At 62.3% G+C, this 22,320-nt stretch carries 24 protein-coding genes; 12 read left to right on the forward strand and 12 right to left on the reverse strand.

Annotated features, from left to right (window positions below; translation table 11 throughout):
• Positions 1-119 precede the first annotated feature (119 nt).
• The 9 genes from KJY40_RS26910 to nrdR form a co-directional block, all read right to left on the reverse strand.
• Positions 120-845 (reverse strand): substrate-binding periplasmic protein, encoded by a 726-nt coding sequence (locus KJY40_RS26910; RefSeq protein WP_230733770.1) that lies wholly within the window; start codon positions 843-845, stop codon positions 120-122.
• Between the two features lie 28 nt (positions 846-873).
• Positions 874-1,377 carry a phosphatidylglycerophosphatase A family protein gene (locus KJY40_RS26915; protein ID WP_085697647.1) on the reverse strand — a complete coding sequence of 168 codons (504 nt, stop codon included), beginning with the start codon at positions 1,375-1,377 and terminating at the stop codon, positions 874-876.
• Complete coding sequence (gene thiL, locus KJY40_RS26920) at positions 1,374-2,339, reverse strand: thiamine-phosphate kinase (protein WP_230733771.1); 966 nt, start codon at positions 2,337-2,339, stop codon at positions 1,374-1,376. The genes KJY40_RS26915 and thiL overlap by 4 nt, the downstream gene beginning before the upstream one ends.
• A 27-nt stretch (positions 2,340-2,366) precedes the next feature.
• On the reverse strand, positions 2,367-2,867 hold the full coding sequence (nusB, locus tag KJY40_RS26925; protein WP_007955566.1) for a transcription antitermination factor NusB: 501 nt from the start codon (positions 2,865-2,867) through the stop codon (positions 2,367-2,369).
• Positions 2,864-3,340, reverse strand: a complete 477-nt coding sequence (gene ribH / locus KJY40_RS26930) for a 6,7-dimethyl-8-ribityllumazine synthase (protein WP_003228649.1) — start codon at positions 3,338-3,340, stop codon at positions 2,864-2,866. Before ribH ends, nusB begins: the two co-directional genes overlap by 4 nt.
• A gap of 91 nt (positions 3,341-3,431) precedes the next feature.
• Entirely contained in the window at positions 3,432-4,523 is a 1,092-nt protein-coding gene (gene ribBA, locus KJY40_RS26935; protein ID WP_007955569.1) for a bifunctional 3,4-dihydroxy-2-butanone-4-phosphate synthase/GTP cyclohydrolase II, read from the reverse strand.
• 16 nt (positions 4,524-4,539) lie between these two features.
• Entirely contained in the window at positions 4,540-5,202 is a 663-nt protein-coding gene (locus KJY40_RS26940) for a riboflavin synthase (protein ID WP_007955571.1), read from the reverse strand.
• A gap of 47 nt (positions 5,203-5,249) precedes the next feature.
• A complete protein-coding gene (gene ribD / locus KJY40_RS26945; RefSeq protein ID WP_230733772.1) occupies positions 5,250-6,383 on the reverse strand; it encodes a bifunctional diaminohydroxyphosphoribosylaminopyrimidine deaminase/5-amino-6-(5-phosphoribosylamino)uracil reductase RibD in 1,134 nt (377 codons plus the stop codon).
• Positions 6,380-6,844, reverse strand: coding sequence for a transcriptional regulator NrdR (gene nrdR / locus KJY40_RS26950; protein WP_003228656.1), 465 nt, complete (start codon positions 6,842-6,844; stop codon positions 6,380-6,382). Before nrdR ends, ribD begins: the two co-directional genes overlap by 4 nt.
• Before the next feature lie 128 nt (positions 6,845-6,972).
• Between nrdR and KJY40_RS26955 the strand changes: the two genes are divergently transcribed.
• From KJY40_RS26955 to trxA, 3 genes are read left to right on the forward strand one after another with little or no spacing between them, the layout of a single operon-like run.
• Positions 6,973-7,437 (forward strand): YbaY family lipoprotein, encoded by a 465-nt coding sequence (locus KJY40_RS26955; protein WP_007955577.1) that lies wholly within the window; start codon positions 6,973-6,975, stop codon positions 7,435-7,437.
• Positions 7,434-8,090 (forward strand): class I SAM-dependent methyltransferase, encoded by a 657-nt coding sequence (locus KJY40_RS26960; protein WP_085747612.1) that lies wholly within the window; start codon positions 7,434-7,436, stop codon positions 8,088-8,090. The genes KJY40_RS26955 and KJY40_RS26960 overlap by 4 nt, the downstream gene beginning before the upstream one ends.
• Before the next feature lie 39 nt (positions 8,091-8,129).
• Positions 8,130-9,002: a thioredoxin gene (gene trxA, locus KJY40_RS26965; RefSeq protein ID WP_007955581.1), complete on the forward strand. Its 873-nt coding sequence runs from the start codon at positions 8,130-8,132 to the stop codon at positions 9,000-9,002.
• Between the two features lie 4 nt (positions 9,003-9,006).
• Here the strand turns inward: trxA and KJY40_RS26970 are convergent, their stop codons facing one another.
• On the reverse strand, positions 9,007-9,363 hold the full coding sequence (locus KJY40_RS26970; protein ID WP_230733773.1) for a hypothetical protein: 357 nt from the start codon (positions 9,361-9,363) through the stop codon (positions 9,007-9,009).
• A 126-nt stretch (positions 9,364-9,489) separates the two neighbouring features.
• Here KJY40_RS26970 and KJY40_RS26975 point away from each other — a divergent pair, with 126 nt between their 5' ends.
• The 8 genes from KJY40_RS26975 (at position 9,490) to KJY40_RS27010 (ending at position 15,803) form a co-directional block, all read left to right on the forward strand.
• Positions 9,490-10,071, forward strand: coding sequence for a PAAR domain-containing protein (locus KJY40_RS26975; protein WP_230733774.1), 582 nt, complete (start codon positions 9,490-9,492; stop codon positions 10,069-10,071).
• Complete coding sequence (locus tag KJY40_RS26980; protein ID WP_230733776.1) at positions 10,068-11,018, forward strand: CHAP domain-containing protein; 951 nt, start codon at positions 10,068-10,070, stop codon at positions 11,016-11,018. The genes KJY40_RS26975 and KJY40_RS26980 overlap by 4 nt, the downstream gene beginning before the upstream one ends.
• Positions 11,015-11,578, forward strand: a complete 564-nt coding sequence (locus KJY40_RS26985) for a hypothetical protein (RefSeq protein ID WP_230733777.1) — start codon at positions 11,015-11,017, stop codon at positions 11,576-11,578. The genes KJY40_RS26980 and KJY40_RS26985 overlap by 4 nt, the downstream gene beginning before the upstream one ends.
• Before the next feature lie 157 nt (positions 11,579-11,735).
• Positions 11,736-12,335 (forward strand): DUF2796 domain-containing protein, encoded by a 600-nt coding sequence (locus KJY40_RS26990; RefSeq protein WP_230733778.1) that lies wholly within the window; start codon positions 11,736-11,738, stop codon positions 12,333-12,335.
• Between the two features lie 14 nt (positions 12,336-12,349).
• On the forward strand, positions 12,350-13,060 hold the full coding sequence (locus KJY40_RS26995; RefSeq protein WP_230733779.1) for an ABC transporter ATP-binding protein: 711 nt from the start codon (positions 12,350-12,352) through the stop codon (positions 13,058-13,060).
• Position 13,061: 1 nt separating this feature from the next.
• Entirely contained in the window at positions 13,062-14,327 is a 1,266-nt protein-coding gene (locus KJY40_RS27000; protein ID WP_230733780.1) for an ABC transporter permease, read from the forward strand.
• 11 nt (positions 14,328-14,338) lie between these two features.
• Positions 14,339-14,857 (forward strand): DUF3299 domain-containing protein, encoded by a 519-nt coding sequence (locus tag KJY40_RS27005; RefSeq protein WP_064384123.1) that lies wholly within the window; start codon positions 14,339-14,341, stop codon positions 14,855-14,857.
• Positions 14,858-15,104: 247 nt separating this feature from the next.
• Entirely contained in the window at positions 15,105-15,803 is a 699-nt protein-coding gene (locus KJY40_RS27010) for an OmpW/AlkL family protein (RefSeq protein ID WP_039771940.1), read from the forward strand.
• Positions 15,804-15,981: 178 nt separating this feature from the next.
• Here the strand turns inward: KJY40_RS27010 and KJY40_RS27015 are convergent, their stop codons facing one another.
• Positions 15,982-16,911, reverse strand: a complete 930-nt coding sequence (locus KJY40_RS27015) for an NAD-dependent epimerase/dehydratase family protein (RefSeq protein ID WP_230733781.1) — start codon at positions 16,909-16,911, stop codon at positions 15,982-15,984.
• The gene (locus KJY40_RS27020; protein ID WP_230733782.1) at positions 16,904-17,788 is read right to left on the reverse strand and encodes a sugar nucleotide-binding protein; all 885 of its coding nucleotides are present in this window, start codon (positions 17,786-17,788) and stop codon (positions 16,904-16,906) included. The genes KJY40_RS27015 and KJY40_RS27020 overlap by 8 nt, the downstream gene beginning before the upstream one ends.
• A gap of 178 nt (positions 17,789-17,966) precedes the next feature.
• Between KJY40_RS27020 and KJY40_RS27025 the strand changes: the two genes are divergently transcribed.
• On the forward strand, positions 17,967-22,262 hold the full coding sequence (locus tag KJY40_RS27025) for a DEAD/DEAH box helicase (RefSeq protein ID WP_230733784.1): 4,296 nt from the start codon (positions 17,967-17,969) through the stop codon (positions 22,260-22,262).
• Positions 22,263-22,320 lie beyond the last annotated feature (58 nt).

The following is a 22,320-nucleotide window of genomic DNA, read 5'->3' on the forward strand; positions in this document are numbered from 1 at the left end:
TCTGAAAAGTCTGAAGATTCGCTGGGCGGCATTGTAACAGCAGGTTCCCGCAGGCGCTTAGGCTGAATTATCGGCCATAACGATCAAAAAGTTTGATAACAGGCTCGCCCTTATCGCGTTCATTCGAAGGGATACGGTTGCTTCCAGCGCTCGAAGATCGGCTTCAACTCGCCGCTCTTCACCAGTTGCTCCATGCGCCGGTCGTACAGCGACATCAGTGCGCGGCCTTGCGGGGTATCGGCGAAACCGAGGTACAGCGGCAACTCCGCCAGATGTGAATAACGGTATTGCGACGGATCGGCGGCGTTTCTCACCACCGCTTCGATTTCCGTCAGCGCATCGATGTAGTAATCCGCCCGCCCCTGCTTGAGCATCGACAGGATCCCGGTGCGGCGCTCGATCTGGTTGAAGCGTTTGACGTTCGGCAGGTAGGTTTCGTAGCGATAGCCGCGCACCCAGGCCAGTCGGTATTTACCCAGCGTCGCCTGGGTCGGCGATGGATTGCTGGCCAGCCCGAGCGCGTAGATGTGGTCGGAATCGAAGTTCCATTTCGGGTACAGCACCTGCTCGGCTTCACCGCGATAGGAACCGACCAGTGCGTCGGCTTCCTTCAACTGCACCAGCCCGACCGAGCGGGTGTAGGGCACGGTGCGAATATCCAGGGTCACGCCGGCCGGCTCGAAGACTTTGCGCAACACATCCCAACCCAGACCATGGCCATCGGCGGCGGTGTAGTCTTCCCAGTCTTCGCTGGCCAGGTGAATGACCGACGGCGGTGCGTCCTGTGCCTGGGCCATGGCGCCAAGCAAGGTCAAAACCACTATCGCCAACCAGCGTCGAGTCATCCCTGTGTCCCTCATCCACGCCTGGAAATCAGGCGAAAAGCCACACCAGTCCCTGCATCGCCAGCCAGGCAAACACGCCGGCCAGCACGTCGTCGAGCATGATGCCGACGCCGCCGTGAACATGCCGGTCGATCCAGCGGATCGGCCACGGCTTGAGAATGTCGAAGAAGCGGAATACCAGGAACCCGGCGAGCAACCAGTACCAGCCTTCCGGCACCAGCCACAGGGTGATCCACATCCCGACCATTTCGTCCCAGACGATGCCTTCGTGGTCGTGCACCCGCAGATCGTCGGCCACTTTGCCGCACAACCAGAAGCCGAACAGCATGGTGATCCCGAGCATCAGCCAGTAACCCCAGTCGGGCAGCATCTGCCACAACGGGATAAAGGGTAGCGCAACTAACGAGCCCCAAGTGCCCGGCGCCTTGGGCAAGGTGCCCGAGCCGAAGCCGAACGCGAGGAAATGCCAGGGATTGCGCCAGACCGACGGCGGAACGAATTCGGCCGGAACCTGTTTCGGGTGATCTGTCACGGTGACTCCTGAAAATGTTGATAACCCCGGATTTGCGGGGTGATGTCGTGCCCGTCGCGATCCAGCAGCACCACGCCCTGCCCTTGCGTAACGCGGCCGATCACATGGATCGGCCAGCCATCGGCGAGCAGCGCCGGCAACTCGACGGACGGCAGGGTGAAGGCCAGCACGTAATCATCGCCACCGCTCAACGCCGCACGCTCGGCGCCACGCTGACCGAGAAACGCCACCAGCGCATCCGACAACGGAACACGCTCGCGCTCGACCTCGAGGCGAACCTTTGAGGCCAGCGCGATATGACCACAGTCGGCGAGCAGCCCATCGGAGATGTCCAGCGCCGACGTAGCCTTGCCACGCAGGGCCTGGCCGAGGGCGAGTTGTGGTTGCGGCGACCAGTAATGATCGAGCAACGGTTGGGCGATATGCGATTCGGCGTCACGCTGCCCCAGCACCAGCGGCAAGGCCCCGGCGGCATTGCCCAGTTCGCCGCCGACACACAGCAGATCGCCCGGCTGCGCGCCGCTGCGAGTCAGCGCTTTGCCGGCCGGGACGCGGCCGAACACGGTGACGGTCAGGCTCAACGGCCCGCGCGTCGTGTCGCCGCCGACCAGTGCCACGCCGCAGCCCTGCGCCATGCGGTTCAAACCGCGGGCATAGGCTTGCAGCCAATCGGCGGTCACCGTCGGCAGGGTCAGGGCAAGGGTAAAGGCGACGGGCGTGGCGCCCATGGCAGCGAGGTCGCTGACCGCCACGGCCAGCGAGCGCTGACCGAGCAGAAACGGATCGCAGGGATCGGCGAAATGCACGCCGGCCACCAGCGTATCGGTGGAAACCGCCAGCTGTTCCCCGGAAGGAACCGCCAGCAAGGCGCAGTCGTCGCCGATCCCCAGTGCAACGCCTTCGCCGCCCTGCGCACAAGGCGCGGCGGCGAAGAAATTGCGGATCAGCTCAAACTCGCCCATGGCTGAGAAAAAGTATTCAAGCGCCGATCAGCGCTTGAACGCCTTCACTTCAGCTTCACGCAGGCGCGGAGCCAGCTTGTCGAGCACGCCGTTGACGAACTTGTGGCCGTCGGTCGAACCGAACACCTTGGCCAGTTCGATACCTTCGTTGATCACAACGCGGTACGGCACGTCGACGCGCTTGAGCAGTTCCCAGGTGGACAGGCGCAGAACCGCCAGTTCAACCGGATCCAGCTCTTCGATCGCCAGGTCCAGGCAAGGCGTGAGCGCGTTGTCGATTTCGGTCTTGAACTGCGGAACCCCGTGCAGGATTTCGCGGAAGTAAGCACCGTCGACATCGGTGAAATCGTTATCGACCCGGAACTGCGCTTCGATCTCGTTCAACGACTGCCGAGCCATGTGCCACTGATACAGGGCCTGGGTCGCGAGCTGACGGGCTTCGCGGCGCTTGGCGCTTTTCGATGGCTTGCCGGCATCCGCAGGTTTCGGATCGCGCGGGTTGAAACGATCGCTTTCGTCGCTAATCACTTGGCCTCCAACTGCGCCAGCAGGCTGACCATTTCCAGAGCGGACAGGGCAGCTTCAGCACCTTTGTTGCCGGCCTTGGTGCCGGAACGTTCGATGGCTTGCTCGATGGAATCAACGGTCAGGACGCCGAAAGCGACCGGTACGCCGAATTCCATGGACACCTGGGCCAGGCCCTTGGTGCACTCGCCAGCCACGTATTCGAAGTGCGGAGTACCGCCACGAATGACCGCGCCCAGGGCGATGATTGCTGCGAACTCGCCTTTCTGGGCGACTTTCTGCGCAACCAGCGGGATTTCGAAGGCGCCAGGTGCGCGGATGATGGTGATGTCGCTTTCGCTCACGCCGTGGCGAACCAGGGCATCAACTGCACCGCTGACCAAGCTTTCAACCACGAAGCTGTTGAAACGGCCCACTACCAAAGCGTAGCGGCCTTTAGGGGCGATGAAGGTACCTTCGATGGTCTTCAGGGTCATTCGTCAGATCTCTTAAAGAGCCGGGACGCGTCTGTTTCGCGTCCCTCAGTGATTTATTTGCCGCGAATTCGGAGCCGGAAACAACCGGTCATTATTCGGAGGGCACGTATTCTACAACTTCCAGATCGAAACCGGATATCGCATTGAACTTCATCGGCGCGCTCATCAAACGCATTTTGCGTACGCCGAGGTCACGCAGGATCTGCGAACCGGCACCGACGATGCTGTAGGTGGTCGGTTTTTTCACCGCCGCCTGATCGCCGGTTTCGCGGATGTGCGCCAGCAGCACGTCGCCATCCAGTGGGTGACCAAGCAGCAACACCACACCGCTGCCGGCCTCGGCGACCGCAGCCATGGCGGCGCGCAGGCTCCAGCGGCCCGGTTGCTTGACCATCAGCAGGTCGCGCAGCGGGTCCATGTTGTGCACGCGAACCAGGGTCGGTTCTTCGGCGCAAACGGTGCCCAGGGTCAGTGCCATGTGCACGTCGCCTTCCACGGAATCACGATAGGTCACCAGGTTGAATTGGCCCAGTTCGCTGTCCAGCGGCTGCTCGGCAATCCGCTGAACGGTACGTTCGTGGATCATCCGGTAGTGAATCAGGTCGGCGATGGTGCCGATCTTGATGTCGTGTTCGGCGGCGAAAGCTTCCAGTTCGGCGCGACGGGACATGGTGCCGTCGTCATTCATCACTTCGCAGATCACGCCGCTCGGCTCGAAACCGGCCATGCGCGCCAGGTCGCAAGCGGCTTCAGTGTGACCGGCGCGGGCCAGGGTGCCACCGGCCTGAGCCATCAGCGGGAAAATGTGGCCAGGGCTGACGATGTCTTCGGCTTTCGCGTCTTTCGCGGCGGCCGCTTGCACGGTGCGTGCGCGGTCGGCGGCGGAGATGCCGGTGGTCACGCCTTCGGCGGCTTCGATCGAGACGGTGAACTTGGTGCCGAAACCGGAACCGTTGCGTGGCGCCATCAGCGGCAGCTTCAGGGTTTCGCAGCGCTCGCGGCTCATCGGCATGCAGATCAGGCCACGGGCGTGCTTGGCCATGAAGTTGATGTGCTCGGCCTTGCAGCATTCGGCGGCCATGATCAGGTCGCCTTCGTTCTCGCGGTCTTCGTCATCCATGAGGATGACCATCTTGCCTTGGCGGATGTCTTCAACCAGTTCTTCGATGCTATTGAGCGCCACAAGGCACCCCCTTCAGTCAGGATTTGAGGTAGCCGTTGGCGGCCAGAAAGCTTTCAGTGATGCCACCGGACGTTGGCTCGGCAGCCTTGTCGCCCAGCAGCAGACGCTCGAGATAACGCGCCAGCAAGTCGACTTCCAGGTTCACCCGGCGACCTGGCTTGTAGGACGCCATGATGGTCTCGCTCAGGGTGTGCGGAATGATCGTCAGCAGGAATTCAGCGCCATCGACCGCGTTCACGGTCAGGCTGGTGCCGTCGACGGTGATCGAGCCTTTGTGGGCGATGTACTTGGCCAGCTCTTTCGGCGCGCGGATGCGAAATTCCACGGCGCGGGCATTGTCGCTGCGCGAAACCACTTCGCCGACACCGTCGACGTGACCGCTGACCAGATGGCCGCCGAGACGGGTGGTCGGGGTCAGGGCTTTTTCCAGGTTGACCGGGCTGCCGCTTTTCAGGTCATTCATGGCGGTGCAGTCGAGGGTTTCGCGGCTGACGTCGGCGGCGAAGCCATTGCCCGGCAGCTCCACGGCAGTCAGGCACACGCCGTTGACCGCGATGCTGTCGCCGAGTTTGACGTCGCTCAGGTCGAGCTTGCCGGTTTCGACATGCACCCGCACATCACCGCCCTTTGGGGTCAGTGCGCGGATACTGCCGATGGATTCGATGATGCCGGTAAACATGGGGTTCTCCTTGAGAACGAAGCCAGCGCTAACGCGATGGCCGGGAATTATACGCTCGCCGATGAGACAGGGATTGCAGTGACTCGCCAGTCATCGCCAACCGCGCGAATTTCAGTGATTTTCAGCTCCGGCGCATCCTTCATGTAGGCCAGCGGCCAGTCCAGAAGCGGACGCGCCGTGGAGCCGAGGAACTTGCCGGCAATGAAGATCACGAACTCGTCGACCAGACCGAGCTGGGCAAACGCGCCGGCCAGTCGCGGACCGGCCTCGACCAGCACTTCGTTGACGCCACGGTTGGCCAGTTCGATCAGCAATTGATGCAGATCGACCTGACCGTCATCGCCCGGCACGATCAGGCATTCCGGACCGTGGGCGTACTGTTCTTCGATGGCCACGCAGGTGGCGACCAGCGCCGGGCCGGCCTTGAAGAACGGCGCATCCAGCGGCACTCGCAGACGCCCATCGATCAGCACCCGCAGTGGCGGACGGCTCAGGGCCAGCGCGGTTTGTTCGGCATCCAGCCCCAGCTCTTCACCGCGAACGGTCAAGCGTGCGCCATCGGCCAGCACCGTGTCGGCACCGGTCAGCACCACGCTGGCCTGGGCGCGCAGACGCTGCACCGCCGAACGCGCGGCCGGTCCGGTGATCCACTGGCTCTCGCCGCTTTCCATCGCCGTGCGGCCGTCGAGGCTCATGGCCAATTTGACCCGCACGAACGGCAAGCCGTGTTCCATGCGCTTCAGAAAACCTTGATTGAGCTTGCGTGCCTCAGCTTCCAGCACGCCGCTTTTGGTGGCGATGCCGGCATCGGCCAGACGCTGCAGACCGCGCCCGGCGACTTGTGGATTCGGATCGCGCATTGCCGCGACCACACGGCCAACACCGGCATTCACCAGCGCATCGGCACACGGCGGCGTACGGCCGTGGTGGCTGCAAGGTTCAAGGGTCACGTAAGCCGTGGCGCCCCGGGCCAGTTCACCCGCGGCGCGCAGGGCATGGACTTCGGCGTGGGGTTCGCCGGCGCGTTCATGCCAGCCTTCGCCGACAATCTGCCCATCACGCACGATCACGCAGCCGACCCGTGGATTGGGGTGCGTCGTGTAATGTCCCTTGCGCGCCAGCTCCAGGGCCCGGGCCATGAAGTGGGCGTCGAGGATGGCCTGCTCGGCGGCGGTGGTCATTCTTTCACCGGTTCGCGGGCGAGGCGGTCGATCTCTTCGCGGAACTCGTTGAGGTCCTGGAAGCGGCGGTACACGGAAGCGAAACGGATGTAGGCCACTTCATCGAGCTTTTGCAGCTCGGCCATCACCAGTTCGCCGACCACGAGGGATTTGACCTCGCGTTCGCCGGTGGCGCGCAGCTTGTGCTTGATATGGACCAGCGAGGATTCGAGGCGCTCGACGCTCACCGGACGTTTCTCCAGGGCGCGTTGCATGCCGGCGCGGAGTTTTTCTTCGTCGAACGGTTGGCGGCTGCCATCGGTTTTGATCAGGCGCGGCAACACCAGTTCGGCCGTCTCGAACGTCGTGAAACGTTCGCCGCAGGCCAGGCATTCACGCCGGCGGCGCACCTGTTCGCCCTCGGCGACCAGACGCGAGTCGATGACCTTGGTGTCGTTGGCACCGCAGAAGGGACAGTGCATGGTGGCTGGCAACAAAAAAAGGGAGGGCCATGGTAGCGCATCCCGGTGGCAAGACAAGCCATAGGCTTTGCGGTATACAGACTGCCATGATCGTTTGATCCATGGATTTCATTTTGCTGGAGCCGCCAATGTCCCTACGACCGCTCGTTTTGCTCAGTGTTTTCAGCCTGCTGGTGGCCTGTGGCAGCGATGCGCCCAAGCCTCAGCCGCCCACGCCGGGCCCGGCGCCGCAACAGGCGCAGAAAAAAGCCCGGGAAGCCGCCGACCTCGGTCCGCTGCCGGCCTATCAGCGCGAACTGAGCGGCACCCTGCAAGGCGTGCCGGCCGGTGCCGAAGTCGAACTGGCGCTGCTGGTGATCGACGCAAAGGATCGCCCGCAACAGTTGCTCGCCAGTTCCAGCCTGATCGGCAACAACCAGATTCTGCCGTTCCATCTGCGCTTCAACCCCGACGCTTTCCCGGTGGGCGCGCGGGTTGAGTTGCGCGGCCGCGCCAGCCAGTCCGGCCAGTTGATCCTGCACCTGCCGTCGCAGACCATCACTCAGCCAACCACCCAGGCGCTGGGCCAGCTGCAATTTGTCAAAGCACCATGAATGCACCGTTAGACCTGCAACAGTCGCTGGGCGAGTTGCTCGGCGACGCCCGACTGAAAGCCTGTGCGTTGCCGGACACCGATTTGCAGCTGTGGCTGATAGACGGCGACAACATGGCGCGCGAATTCAGTCAGGAAGAAACCCAACGAATCCTGCATGAACCGCCCTACTGGAGTTTCTGCTGGGCCAGTGGTCTGGCGGTGGCGCGTTATCTGGCGGAGTTTCCCGAGTGGGTGCGAGGCAAGCGGGTGCTGGATTTCGGCGCCGGTTCCGGGATTGCCGGCATCGCGGCGGTGAAAGCCGGCGCGCTGGAGGTGGTGGCCTGCGACCTCGACCCGCTGGCGATTGCCGCCTGTCGGGCGAATGCCGAACTCAATGATGTGCAGATGAGTTATTCCACGGACTTCTTCGCCGAGGCGGATCGCTTCGATCTGATCCTGGTGGCCGACGTTCTCTACGACCGGGAAAACCTGCCGCTGCTCGACGCCTTCCTGAGCCGTGGCCGCGAAGCGCTGGTGGCGGATTCGCGGGTCCGGGACTTCCGTCATCCGTTGTACCGGCGCATCGAAATGCTTGAAGCCATGACCCTGCCAGATCTGGCCGAGCCCGAAGAGTTTCGCCATGTCAGCCTCTACCATGCGGCCCGCGCCTGACCGTATAGTTGCCCCATTCACGCTTTTACGAGATACCCCATGAGTCAGCAAACGCCGTACATCTTCGACGCCACGACGGCCGACTTCGACCAGTCGGTGATCGAGGCCTCCTTTCAAAAACCGGTGCTGGTGGATTTCTGGGCCGAATGGTGTGCGCCGTGCAAGGCGCTGATGCCGATGCTGCAAGGCATCGCTGAGAGCTATCAGGGCGAGTTGCTGCTGGCCAAGGTCAATTGCGATATCGAGCAGGACATCGTCGCCCGTTTCGGCATCCGTAGCCTACCGACCGTGGTGCTGTTCAAGGACGGTCAACCGGTGGATGGCTTTGCCGGTGCGCAACCGGAATCCGCCGTGCGCGCCCTGCTTGAACCGCATGTGCAGATGCCCGCGCCGTCCGCCGCCGATCCGTTCGAACAGGCTCAGGCACTGTTTGACGAAGGCCGTTACGCCGACGCGGAAGCGACGCTTGTTACGCTGCTGGGCGAAGACAACACCAACGCCAAGGCGCTGATTCTTTACGCTCGTTGCCTGACCGAACGCGGTGAGCTGGGCGAAGCGCAAACCGTGCTCGACGCGGTCAAGAGCGACGAGCACAAGGCTGCACTGGCCGGTGCCAAGGCGCAGATCAAGTTCCTTGGTCTGGCCCGCGACCTGCCGGATGCCGCCGACCTGAAGAGCCGTCTGGCGCAGAACCCGCAGGACGACGAAGCGGTGTATCAACTGGCGATCCAGCAACTGGCCCGTCAGCAATACGAAGCGGCGCTGGACGCACTGCTCAAGCTGTTCATCCGCAACCGCAGCTACGGCGAAGGCTTGCCACACAAGACCTTGCTGCAAGTGTTCGAACTGCTGGGCAACGATCACCCGCTGGTGACCGCTTACCGGCGCAAGGTGTTTGCGGCGCTGTACTAAGCGCTTACTCGATCCAGCTGTAGAGCGGCGTATCCCCGCCGCTCAGCACTTTCACATCAGATGAATGACGCAGGCGCACCAGCAAGCGCTTGCCCGCCACCGCGCTGCCGGTCAGCCCTTCGAGCTGATCCAGCAGCTCCGGCCCGCTGAGCTGCCCGGCCTTGCGCAACAGATCCCTGGCGACCTGCCACAACGCGTCATCCTGATTCGCCGGTTTCGCCACAGGCGCTGCTGCTGTCTGGGGCTGGGCCGTCTGCACCTGCACGCCAAACTGCGCACCGAGCCGCGCCCAGTCGCTTTCATCCAGTTCCAGGGTCAAATCCACCGGCAATTCGCCGACGGTTCCGCGTATCCGCAACATAAGTTTCGCTCCCGCACATTTCTGACCTTCATGCTCCCATGGGACTTGTGTAACGCCAAGTGTCAGGAGCTGGCGACGCTTGCTTTATCGGCTACATATCTTCTTTTTTTCATGGGAAGGAACCCCATGTCTTCAGGAAGAAAACTGGCGTCGAAGGGAGGCCCCACCTCTACAGGTGGTGTGATTCTCGAAGGAAACGAAAACCTGCGTATCGAAGGCAAAATCATCGCCTCGATCGGGCAACTTGCCAGTTGCCCTGCGTGCAGTGCTGGCCAGGGACCGATTGTCGCCGTTGGCGAAAGAACTCTGATCCTGCCCGCCGGTCCGGCTGCACTGGAGGGTGACTATGTCGCCTGCGGCTGCCCGCCCATGGCCAACAAACTGCTCACTCAGCAACATAGCGGCTTCGCCGGCATTGGCCGTCCTGCCCCTATCGATATGGGCCCACCGATTGCGGCCGTGGCTTCACATCGTTATCTGCAAGTGATCATCGAACGTCTGGACGACACGCAGAAACCAGGTCTGGCCTACAGACTCAAAGACAAGAAAAAAACAGCCGTCCTGCAAGACATCACTTGTAATGCAACAGGCGAAGGCTGCGAACACCCTGTGGAAAGCCATTCGGATTACGACACTCTGTTGGTCGGTGAAGAGTCCGAGTGGACGTTTTACGCTTATGAAGAACCCCTGAATCAGGACTTGCCATGAAGTCGGAAATCAAACTCGTCTTTAAAGACTTTCTGATGCAGCCGCCAAAAGGCGTGAAGTTTCAGTTGCTGATCGACGGACTTGTCATTGATGACAACATCGTTCAAAACGATGACAAACCCCGCATTTACTCGCTCCTTTCGGACAAGACTCAAACCGCTATTACTCGCTCGGATGCCCAGAAATTACCTTCGATAAAAAGCCGTGACAGCTACGAAGTCACCGTTCAAATTGTTGGTAACTCCGGCGCAAAAAAGGCAATGCATACATCCACTCTGAATTCAGGTAAATCGCTGTCGATAGTTGCAGTATCACCTTGGGTAAAAGTGCCCCTATCCACCAGTGGCAAAGTCTCTAACGACACATTCTACGAGGTCGAGTATGGCGTCAAACGGAGGGATGAAACCCGCACCGTAAAGGTAGTCATCCAGGACATGCCGCGCCGCATACTGATGGAGGCGCTATCACACCGAGGTTCGACTGAATGGGCCGGCAACAAAGTCAAACATTCTTTACCGCATCCAACGCTTAAGAAAAGCGTGGAGTTCAGGGCGGAATCAAACAAGTGCAATGTGTTCGTCTATGACGTATTGACTGCCATCGGTGTCAACGTGGCAATGATCGAACACGGCTCTTCAAAATACATCCCGGGCTATTCCAAAGTAAGCCCGCCAACCGCGGGGGAATGGGCAGATGAGACCCGGCTGCTCAATAGCTGGAACGCAGAGAAATCACCCCTGCCCGGAGACGTTGGTGCGTATGCTGTCAATTACTCTGATGCCAGCGGTCACGTCGGATTTGTTCTGACTCAGGGTGTCTGCATTTCAGCAGGCTGGGACAAAATCGAAGTCAACGACGCAGGTTTTCGAATCGCATCGGGCAATGCTGCTCGCGGTGACCATGACTTCACAATCTTCCGACGTTACAAGTACAGCAAACCACAATGAAACGACTCTGGATAATCCTGGCTGCTTCACTCCTGCTCGTTGTGGCATGGCGCTTTTGGTCGCCTTCCGACCTTTCAGCCTGCACCTCCGAAGGCGCAACGCCAGGGCCGTTGACCGCCACCGTTCACAATTACTTTGAAAGTAATAGACGTATCGGATGGCGGGATATGGATGACCGCTTCGACATACTTTCTACTCCCGAAGGCCAAAAAATTGCCGGCCAACCAAAGCCGTACGCCTGTGAAGCGTTACAGATACTGCAGAATCCCGCGTTCAGTGAGAGTGAAAAAATCTTCACTACGGCGTTGATGTTCCAGTTGCCGATCAGTCAGTACATGGGCTTCATGGATCGCAGCCATCAACTCTACTCAGAGCACAGAATAGATCCGGAGGTCATGAAGGTGGTGCTACTTCCGCGCGGCACGGCGATCAACTACTGGTGGCTTCCAGCCTGGCGTCAGCGCTTCACTCGCGATGCTCCGAATCTGCTCGACGAAAGCCTGATCCGTCATGTGCTAACGGGAGGCTACTGGTTCGACTATCCCGGCGCCGGATTCTGATTCAACAATCGTGACACTCAATCTACGTACCGCTCCGGGAACATCCCGGACGGTGCTCAGTCATGCCTTGCGCAAAGCGTTTCAGGCGGGCAAACTCTGCGCACTTTCGTTATAAGATTACATAACAAACTCTTCACTTTACTTCCCGGAGACCGCCATGCGTCGTCTGCTGCTCGCTTTGCCGTTTGCCCTGTTGCCGCTGGCCATCGCCCATGCTGCCGATGAGCATGATCACGACCATGAGCACGGCAGCCTCGGTGCCCACGAACATGGCGTCGGACGCCTGAACGCTGCACTCGATGGCCAGACTCTGGAGCTGGAGCTGGAAAGCCCGGCGATGAACCTCGTCGGTTTTGAACACGTCGCCACCAGCGATGCCGACAAGGCCAAGGTCGCAGCCGCTCGTGCGCAGCTGGAAAAACCGCTGGCGCTGTTCAGCCTGCCGGCCGCCGCCGGTTGCAAGGTCACCAGCCAGGAACTGGAAAGCCCGCTGTTCGGCGACAAGCCTGATGCCGACGACGACCACGACGACGAAGAAGAAGCCGGCAAGGACGGTCACGAGCATCATCACGACCACAGCGAAATCCACGCCCACTACCAGTTCAGCTGCGCGGCGCCGGGCGCGTTGAAAACCCTGGATCTGGCGAACCTGTTCAATACCTTCCCGGCCACCCAGAAAATTCAGGTACAACTGATCAGCCCGAGCGGCCAGCAAGGCACGGAAGTGACGGCCAAGGCCGCCGCCCTGAAGTTCTGACACGAAACGGCGCCATGACCCAAGCACTCATCGAACTGTCCGACCTGGGCTTCAACTGGCCCGGTCACCCGCCGCTGCTGGATATCCCGGCGTTTCGTCTGGAAGCCGGCGAAACCCTGTTCCTCAAGGGACCCAGCGGCAGCGGCAAGACCACCCTGCTCGGCCTGCTTGGCGGGGTGCAGAAACCCGGCCGCGGCAGCATTCGCCTGCTCGGCCAGGAGCTGACCGAACTGGGTGCCGGCGCCCGTGATCGTTTTCGCGTCGATCACACCGGCTACATTTTCCAGCAGTTCAACCTGCTGCCGTTTCTCTCGGTGCGCGAGAACGTCGAGCTGCCGTGCCACTTTTCGAAGCTGCGGGCAGACCGTGCGAAGCAGCGTCATGGCAGTGTCGATCAGGCTGCCGCCACCCTGCTCGCCCACCTGGGCCTGAAGGACGAAAGCATCCTGAGTCGCCGCGCCGATTCGCTGTCGATCGGTCAGCAACAGCGGGTCGCCGCGGCCCGTGCGTTGATCGGTCAGCCGGAACTGGTGATCGCCGACGAACCGACCTCGGCGCTGGATTACGACGCCCGGGAAAACTTCATTCGCCTGCTGTTCGCCGAATGCCGCGAAGCCGGCTCAAGTCTGTTGTTCGTCAGCCACGACCAGAGCCTGGCGCCGCTGTTCGACCGTCACCTGTCCCTGGCCGAACTCAATCGCGCCGCCACGTCTGCCGAGGTCTGAGATGTATCTGTTCCGTCTGGCCATGGCCAGCCTCGCCAACCGGCGTTTCACCGCCCTGCTCACCGCTTTCGCCATCGCCCTCTCCGTCTGCCTGCTGCTGGCGGTGGAGCGGGTGCGCACCGAAGCCAAGGCCAGTTTCGCCAGCACCATCAGCGGCACCGACCTGATCGTCGGCGCCCGCTCGGGCTCGGTGAACCTGCTTCTGTACTCGGTATTTCGCATTGGCAACGCCACCAACAACATCCGCTGGGACAGCTTCGAACACTTCGCCAGCAACCCGAAGGTGAAGTGGGCAATTCCGATGTCCCTCGGTGACTCCCATCGCGGCTACCGGGTGATGGGCACCACCGAAGCCTATTTCGAGCATTACCAGTACGGTCGCCAGCAGCATCTGGAACTGGCGGATGGCCGCGCCTTCGCCACCGATCCGTTCGAAGTGGTGCTCGGTGCCGAAGTGGCCGAGGCGCTGCATTACAAGCTAGGCGACAAACTGGTACTGGCCCACGGCGTGGCGGCGATCAGCCTGGTCAAGCACGACGACAAACCGTTCACCGTGGTCGGGATTCTCAAGCGCACCGGCACCCCGGTGGACCGCACGCTACACATCAGCCTCGGCGGCATGGAGGCGATCCACATCGACTGGCACAACGGTGTGCCGGCCCGTGGCAACGGCCGGATCAGCGCCGATCAGGCGCGAAACATGGACCTGACGCCGCAAGCGATCACCGCGTTCATGCTCGGCCTCAACAGCAAGATTTCCACCTTCGCCCTGCAACGGGAGATCAACGAATTCCGTGGCGAGCCGATGCTGGCGATTCTGCCGGGCGTGGCCTTGCAGGAGTTGTGGAGCCTGATGAGCACCGCTGAAAAAGCGCTGTTCGTGGTCTCGCTGTTCGTGGTGCTGACCGGGTTGATCGGCATGCTCACGGCGATTCTCACCAGCCTCAACGAACGCCGCCGCGAGATGGCGATCCTGCGTTCGGTGGGCGCTCGGCCGTGGCATATCGCAAGTCTGCTGGTGCTGGAAGCGTTTGCCTTGGCGCTGACCGGGGTGATCGCCGGGCTGGCGTTGTTGTATATCGGCATCGCTGCGGCGCAGGGTTATGTGCAGGCCAATTACGGGCTGTTTCTGCCGCTGGCGTGGCCAAGCGAGTATGAATGGACGCTGCTCGGTGGCATTCTGGCTGCCGCGCTGCTGATGGGCAGCGTGCCGGCCTGGCGCGCGTATCGCCAATCCCTGGCCGATGGCCTGTCGATCCGTTTATGAGGATGTTCACCATGCCCCGCGCCGTGCTTGCGCTGCTGTTGCTGGTCGCCCTGCCCGTGTGGGCGGCGGCGCCGAAAGACCTGACCTGGTCGGAGATGATCCCACCGGACGCGGCGCCGGAAGTGCCGAACATGACGCCGCTGCACGACCTGTCGAAGATGAGCGACGCGCTGTCCGCCGAGTCCGCGCCAGCAGCCAAGCAGGACATGCCCAACGCCCCCGTGGTGCAAAGCCTCGACGGCCAGAACATCCGCCTGCCGGGCTACATCGTGCCGCTGGAAGTCAGCGAAGAAGGTCGCACCACGGACTTTCTGCTGGTGCCGTATTTCGGCGCCTGCATCCACGTGCCGCCACCGCCGTCGAACCAGATCGTGCACGTGAAAAGCGAACTCGGCGTGAAGCTCGACGAGCTGTATCAGCCGTACTGGGTGGAAGGGCCGTTGCAGGTCAAGCAGTCCACCAGCGAACTGGCCGATGCCGGGTATCAGATGGAAGCGGACAAGATTTACGTCTACGAACTGCCGGAGTAAATCTGTTGGTTCTTTATTCCTTGTCAGGGCCCTATCGCTGGCAAGCCAGCTCCCACAGGTTTTGTTGGTGATCACAAAATTTGTTAACGACTCGATCACTGCGGGAGCTGGCTTGCCAGCGATGAGGCCATGAAAGTTCCACAAAAATCCGGGGCATCACTGTTTCATTGAGCTGAGTCAAAAGACCGTATCAGACGGATTCGTACCATAGGACATCAAACATTTTTAACGTCCTTTGGGAGCTTCCATGAACAAGTCCTTGCTCAGCGCCTCGCTGTTTGCCCTCGCGCTCGCAGCCCCGCTCGCCCACGCCCACGAAGCCGGTGACATCATCGTTCGTGCCGGTGCGATCACCGTCAACCCGAAGGCCGACAGCTCCAGCGTCAAGGTCGATCAGGGTCCGCTGAGCGGCACCAACCTGGGCGGCAAGGCGACCATGAGCAGCGACACCCAACTGGGTCTGAACTTCGCCTACATGCTGACCAACAACATCGGTATCGAGTTGTTGGCCGCCTCCCCGTTCGAGCATGACGTGAAGCTCAAGGGCACTGCCCTGCCAGCCGCCAACGGCAAGCTCGGCACCCTGAAACACCTGCCACCGACCCTGAGCGTCGTCTACTACCCGCTGGACGCGAAGTCCGCGTTCCAGCCGTACATCGGCGGCGGCATCAACTACACCTGGATCTACGACGAACACGTCGGCAGCGAAGCCCAGTCCAACGGCTTCAGCAACTTCAAGGCGAAAAACTCCTGGGGCCTGGCCTGGCAGGTCGGCGCCGACTACATGCTGACCGACAACATCATGCTCAACGCCCAGGTGCGCTACATCGACATCGATACCCGCGCCACTGTTGAGAACAACGCCGTGGCCCCGGGCACCCGTGCACGGGTGAACGTGGACGTTGATCCCTTCATTTACATGGTTGGTCTAGGCTACAAGTTCTAAAGAACGTTCACGTGGTGGTGAATGAGGCTTGGTGGCGGGCAGGCTCAGAACTGACGGCGATGTTACGCCATCGACCGGGGAGCAAGCTCCCTCGCTACAGGAAACCGGGGTGAAACCCGAATTCCGGCCGTGAAAAAGGCGCCTGTCAAAAGGCGCCTTTTTCATGTCTGCGAGAAGCTCAGCGGCCGAGCAGACGGGCCAGGCCGACGTTCATAGGTGTTGGCGTCGGGCACTTGAATCGCTCAAGCAACCGGCGGTTGTTCGCCCGCGAATGACGGATGTCACCGGAGCGCGCCGGGCCATAGCTGACGGGCGGCAACTCGCCGACCACCGCTTCGAGCGCGGCCAGCATCTGCTTGAGATTGGTCGCCCGATTCCAGCCGACGTTCACCGCACCGACATCCACTTGCGGCTTCTCGATCGCCTGCACCAGCACGTCGACCAGGTCTTCGACGTACATGAAATCCCGGGTCTGCTCGCCATCGCCGAACACGGTGATCGGCAGGCCTTTCTGCGCGCGTTCGCTGAAGATGCTGATCACCCCGGAGTACGGCGAGGACGGATCCTGACGCGGGCCGAAGATGTTGAAGAAGCGGAAGATCGCCGGTTCCAGACCATGCTGGCGGCGATAGAAATCGAAGTACTGCTCGCCAGCCAGTTTGTCCGACGCATAAGGCGTCAACGGCGCCTTGGGCGTATCTTCGTCAATCGACTCGCCTTCGCCATTGTTGCCGTAAACGGCTGCGCTGGAGGCATACAGCACACGTTTGACGCCGGCCTCGCGCATGGCTTCGCAGACGTTCAGCGTGCCGATGAAATTGCTCTGGTGGGTTTTCACCGGATCGTCCACCGACGCCTGCACCGAAGCGACGGCGGCCAGATGGGCGACCGCACTGCAACCCTGCATCGCTTGTGCGACCAGAGCAGCATCGGCCACATCGCCGACGATCAGTTCGACCTTGGGATTATCCAGCGGCAGGTTGCTGCGCTTGCCGGTCGACAGATCATCGAGGATCCGCACCGAATGGCCGTTGGCAAGCAGCGCGTCAGTCAGGTGCGAGCCGATGAAACCGGCGCCGCCGGTGATGAGAACAGGGCCTTCAGCCATGACGATAAAACCTATCCAGTAAGCCCGGGAGCGCGGCACGCCAGGCGCGCGGCTTGATCCCGAAGGTGTGCAGAATTTTCTTGCAGGCGAGCACCGCGTGTTGCGGTTCTTCGGCGGCATCCGGCCGCGCGGCGTGGGCCTGGGCGGTCGGGGCTTCGATGGCCAGCGGGTGCAGGCTGCGCGCTTCGCTGAGAATCGCCTGGCCCAGCGCCAGCGGCGTGGTCGCCTCGTGGCCGGCGTAGTGGTAAGTGCCCCACAGCGGCGCGGCGCAATCGAGTTGCTTGAGCACCGAAATGATCACCCGTGCCGCATCGTCGACCGGGGTTGGGTTGCCACGGCGGTCATCGGCCAGCAGCAATTCTTCCGGCTGTTCGGCCCGGGCCAGGAAGCGCCCGAGGGTGCCTTCCGGGCTGTCGTCGAGCAGCCAGCCGAAGCGCAGCAGCACGTGTTGCGGGCAAGTGGCGCGCACGCTCTGCTCGATCCGCCACAGGGCCTGACCGCGCAGGCCCAATGGCACGGGCTCGTCCTTTTCGCTGTAGGCGGTGGCGCGGGAACCGTCGAACACCCGATAACTGGACGGCTGCACCAGCACGATGTTGTGGTGCTGGCACAGTTCGGCCAGTCGCTCGATGGCGCGTTCTTGCCCGGCCAGACGGCTTTCGCTGACGGTCTCGGCCTGGAACCAGTCGAAATAGTAGGCAAGGTTGATCAATGCATCGGGACGGGTGTCGTCGAGCAATTGGGTCAGGCTCGCGGCATCCCAGCCGTCTTCGGGCGGGCGGGGGGCGAGGAAACCGATGTCTTCCTCTGCACCGAGGCGAATCAGCGCCTGCCCAAGGGCATTTCCGCCGCCCAGTAACATAAGGCGCATTCGCATAGAGTCAGCAGGCCCAGTCTGATTGGAACGATGGCTTTGGCGACGATGCTCGTGGCAGCGTCGTCGATAATTGCCGGAATCGTTGCATTTTGCGGGTTTAGTGCGCAACCGTCACCCGTAAAGTGTAGATCCCGAGCGGTACTTGCAACTTCGCCCGCCCACCCGCATAACTGAAGCCATGAATCTGCCCCTCCCCAAGGACGCGGCCCTGGCAGGCTTCCACCCCGCCGTCAGCGCCTGGTTCAGCAGCACATTCCCGACGGTGACCGCCGCCCAGGCCCGCGCATGGCCGTTGATCCGTCAGCGCCGTTCGACGCTGATCGCCGCGCCCACCGGCTCCGGCAAGACCCTCACCGCGTTCCTCGCGGTGCTCGACGATCTGGTCCACCGTGGCCTGGAAACCCCGGACGGTCTGCCGGACGAGACACTGGTGGTCTACGTCTCGCCACTCAAGGCGCTGTCCAACGACATCCGCATCAACCTGCAGAACCCGTTGGCCGGGATTACCGAGCAGTTACGCCAAATGGATCTGCCGGCGCTGGAAATCACCACCGCCGTACGCACCGGCGACACCCCGCAGAAAGACCGCGCCGCCATGCGCAAGAGCGCGCCGCACATTCTGGTGACGACTCCGGAATCGCTCTACGTGCTGCTCGGCTCCGAGTCCGGCCGAAAAATGCTCGGTACCACGCGCACGGTGATCGTCGATGAAATACACGCCATCGCCGCCGGCAAACGCGGCAGTCACCTGGCCCTGAGCCTCGAACGCTTGCAGGCGCTGTGCGCCGAACCGCTGACCCGCATCGGTCTGTCGGCCACGCAGAAACCGATCGATGCGGTGGCGCGGTTTCTGGTGGGCCATGAGCGCCCCTGCGAAATCATCGACATCGGCCACGCGCGTCCCCGGGATCTGGGCATCGAAGTGCCGCCGGTGCCTTTGTCGGCGGTGATGGCCAATGACGTCTGGGAACTGGTCTACGATCGCCTCGCCACACTGGCCCGTGAACACCGCACCACGCTGATTTTCGTCAACACCCGCCGTCTGGCCGAGCGCCTGAGCCGGCACCTGAGCGAACGCCTCGGCAAACACGCGGTGGCCGCGCACCACGGCAGTCTGGCTAAAGAGTTTCGCCTCGACGCCGAGCAACGACTCAAGCGTGGCGAGCTGCAAGTGCTGATCGCCACCGCGTCGCTGGAACTGGGGATCGACATCGGCGAAGTCGACCTGGTTTGCCAGATCGCCTCGCCACGTTCGATCGCAGGTTTTCTGCAACGAGTCGGCCGTTCCGGACACCAGGTCGGCGGCACGCCCAAAGGGCGCCTGTTCGCCACCACCCGCGATGACCTGATCGAGTGCGCCGCCCTGCTCGACTGCGTGCGCCGGGGTGAACTCGATACGCTGCACATTCCCGAAGCGCCGCTGGATGTGCTAGCACAGCAGATCATCGCCGAGGTCAGTTGCCAGGAATGGGCCGAGGACGATTTGCTCGCGCTGTTCCGCCGGGCCGAGCCCTACGCCCGCCTCGACGAAAAACATTATCAGGCGCTGCTGGGCATGCTCGCCGAGGGCTACAACGGCCGTCAGGGCATCCGCAGCGCCTACCTGCACCGCGACGCTGTTAGCCGAACGCTGCGCGGACGACGCGGCGCACGACTGACCGCCGTCACCAGCGGCGGCACCATCCCCGACAACGCCGACTACAGCGTATTGCTCGAACCCCAGGGCCTGAACATCGGCAGTGTCAACGAAGACTTCGCCGTGGAAAGCATTGCCGGGGACGTGTTCCAGCTCGGCAACGCCTCCTATCGCATCTTGCGGGTGGAAACCGGCAAGGTGCGGGTCGAGGACGCCCAGGGTCAACCGCCGACCATTCCGTTCTGGCTCGGCGAAGCACCGGGGCGCAGTGACGAATTGTCGGCGGCCGTGGCGCGCCTGCACGCGCAACTCGATCAATTGCTCAGCGCCAGCCCCGGCAATCTGCAACCGGCCCTCGACTGGCTGACCGACACTCTCGGCCTGAACCTGGCCAGCGCCGAACAACTGGTGGATTACCTGGCCCGCGCCCGCCTCGCCCTCGGTGCGTTACCGTCCCGGGACACGCTGCTGATGGAGCGGTTTTTCGACGAGTCCGGCGGCACCCAGCTGATCATTCATTCGCCGTTCGGCAGCCGCATCAACCGCGCCTGGGGCCTGGCCCTGCGCAAGCGTTTCTGCCGCACCTTCAACTTCGAATTGCAGGCCGCCGCCAGCGAAGACGCGATCGTGCTGTCGCTGTCCACCAGCCACAGTTTCGAACTCGATGAGGTCTGGCGTTATCTGCACAGCAACAGCGCCGAGCACATCCTGATTCAAGCGGTGCTGGATGCGCCGCTGTTCGGTGTGCGCTGGCGCTGGAATGCCGGCGTGGCGCTGGCCCTGCCGCGCTACACGGGCGGGCGCAAGGTCGCGCCGCAATTGCAGCGGATGAAAAGCGAAGACCTGATCGCCAGCGTGTTTCCCGATCAGATCGCCTGCCTGGAAAACCTCGCCGGCGAACGGGAAATTCCCGAGCATCCGCTGGTGGAACAGACCCTCGACGATTGCCTGCATGAAGCGATGGACAGTGAAGGCTGGCTCGAACTCCTGCGGCGCATGGAGCGCGGCGAAGTGCGTTTGATCGCCCGCGACCTGCCGGCGCCCTCGCCGCTGGCGGCGGAAATCCTCAGCGCCCGGCCCTACACCTTTCTCGACGATGCGCCGCTGGAAGAACGTCGCACCCAGGCCGTGCTCAACCGTCGCTGGAGCGATCCGCAATCCACCGATGACCTCGGCGCGCTGGAGGCCGAGGCGATCAACGCCGTGCGCGATGAGGCGTGGCCGACACCGAACAACGCCGATGAAATGCACGAAGCGCTGATGAGCCTTGCCTGCATCAGCGATCGCGAAGTCGAGGCCAATCCGCAGTGGCGCGATTGGCTCAATGCCCTGGCCGAGACCGGGCGAGCCTGCCAATTGCAGATCGATCCCGAGCATTCACTGTGGCTGGCGAGAGAACGGCTGACCTGTCTGCAAGCGCTTTATCCACAGGCGCAGTCGGCACTCCCCGCATTGCCCGGTTTCGACGAACCATGGGCAGCCGAGGATGCACTGATCGAAGTGATCCGCGCGCGGCTCGGCGCATTCGGCCCGCTACCGCTGGCGGCGATTGCCGAACCGCTGGCGTTGATGCCGGCCTCTGTTCATCAAGCCCTCGCTCATCTGGAGCGCGAAGGTTACGTACTGCGCGGCCAGTTCACGCCGGGATCGCCCGTTGAGGAATGGTGCGAGCGCCATCTGCTGGCGCGCATTCACCGCTACACCGTCAAGCGTCTGCGCCGGGAAATCGAGCCGGTGGCATTGCAGGATTTCATGCGGTTTCTGTTCGACTGGCAGCACTTGTCCCCGTCAACCCGTGGTCAGGGCAGCGGTGTGTTGCCGGCGATTGTCGGTCAGTTCGAAGGCTACCCGGCTGCTGCTTCGGCGTGGGATAGCGATCTCCTTCCCGCGCGGCTCAAGGACTATTCACCGAGCTGGCTGGATGATCTGTGCCGCAGCGGCAAGCTGGTATGGACGCGACTCAGTGCCCGGCAAAACATCAGCGGCACGGCGTTGCGCAGCACGCCGATCGTGTTGCTGCCGCGCACTCAGGTCGGCTTGTGGAGTGCACTGGCCGAGCAGACGCCGGTCAGTGAACTGTCGCCCAAGACCCGCAAGGTTTTCGACGCGCTGAGCCAGCACGGCGCGCTGTTTTTCGATGAACTGATTCATGAAGCGCACCTGCTGCGCACCGAGCTGGAAATCGCCTTGCAGGAACTGGTCGGCGCCGGTCTGGTGAATGCCGACAGCTTCGCCGGATTGCGGGCGCTGATCACCCCGACAAGCAAGCGCCAGCAGCGCAGCAGTCGACGCGGGCGCGGGGCGTTTGTCGGGGGCATGGACGATGCCGGGCGCTGGGCGTTATTGCGTCGCGGGGCGGTTGTGGAAAACCGTCAAACAGCGTCGCCCGAAACCCTCGAACACGTCGCCATGACGTTGTTGCGCCGCTATGGCGTGGTGTTCTGGCGCCTGCTGGAACGCGAAGCCGATTGGTTGCCGAGCTGGCGCGAACTGCTGCGTACATTCCATCGGCTGGAGGCTCGGGGCGAGATTCGTGGCGGCCGGTTTGTCAGTGGTCTGGCCGGCGAGCAATTCGCCCTGCCCGAGGCGATTGCGCTATTGCGCGAAGTCCGCCGGCGCCCCCATGACGGCAGCCTGATCGCGGTGTGTGGCGTCGACCCGCTGAACCTCGCCGGCACTTTGTTACCAGGCGCGAAAGTGCCGGCGCTGGCCAGCAATCGGCTGGTGTATCGCGACGGCTTGCCAGTCGCTGCCGAGATTGCCGGCAAGCAACAATTCTGGGTGGAGATGGATCAGGTTTCCATGGAGCAGGCGCGCAGCAAACTGATCCGGCATTGATGTAAACCGGTCTGACCTCTTCGCGGGCAAGCCCGCGAAGAGGCCGGAACATGCACCA

Source organism: Pseudomonas fitomaticsae, assembly GCF_021018765.1.
GTDB lineage: Bacteria > Pseudomonadota > Gammaproteobacteria > Pseudomonadales > Pseudomonadaceae > Aquipseudomonas > Aquipseudomonas fitomaticsae.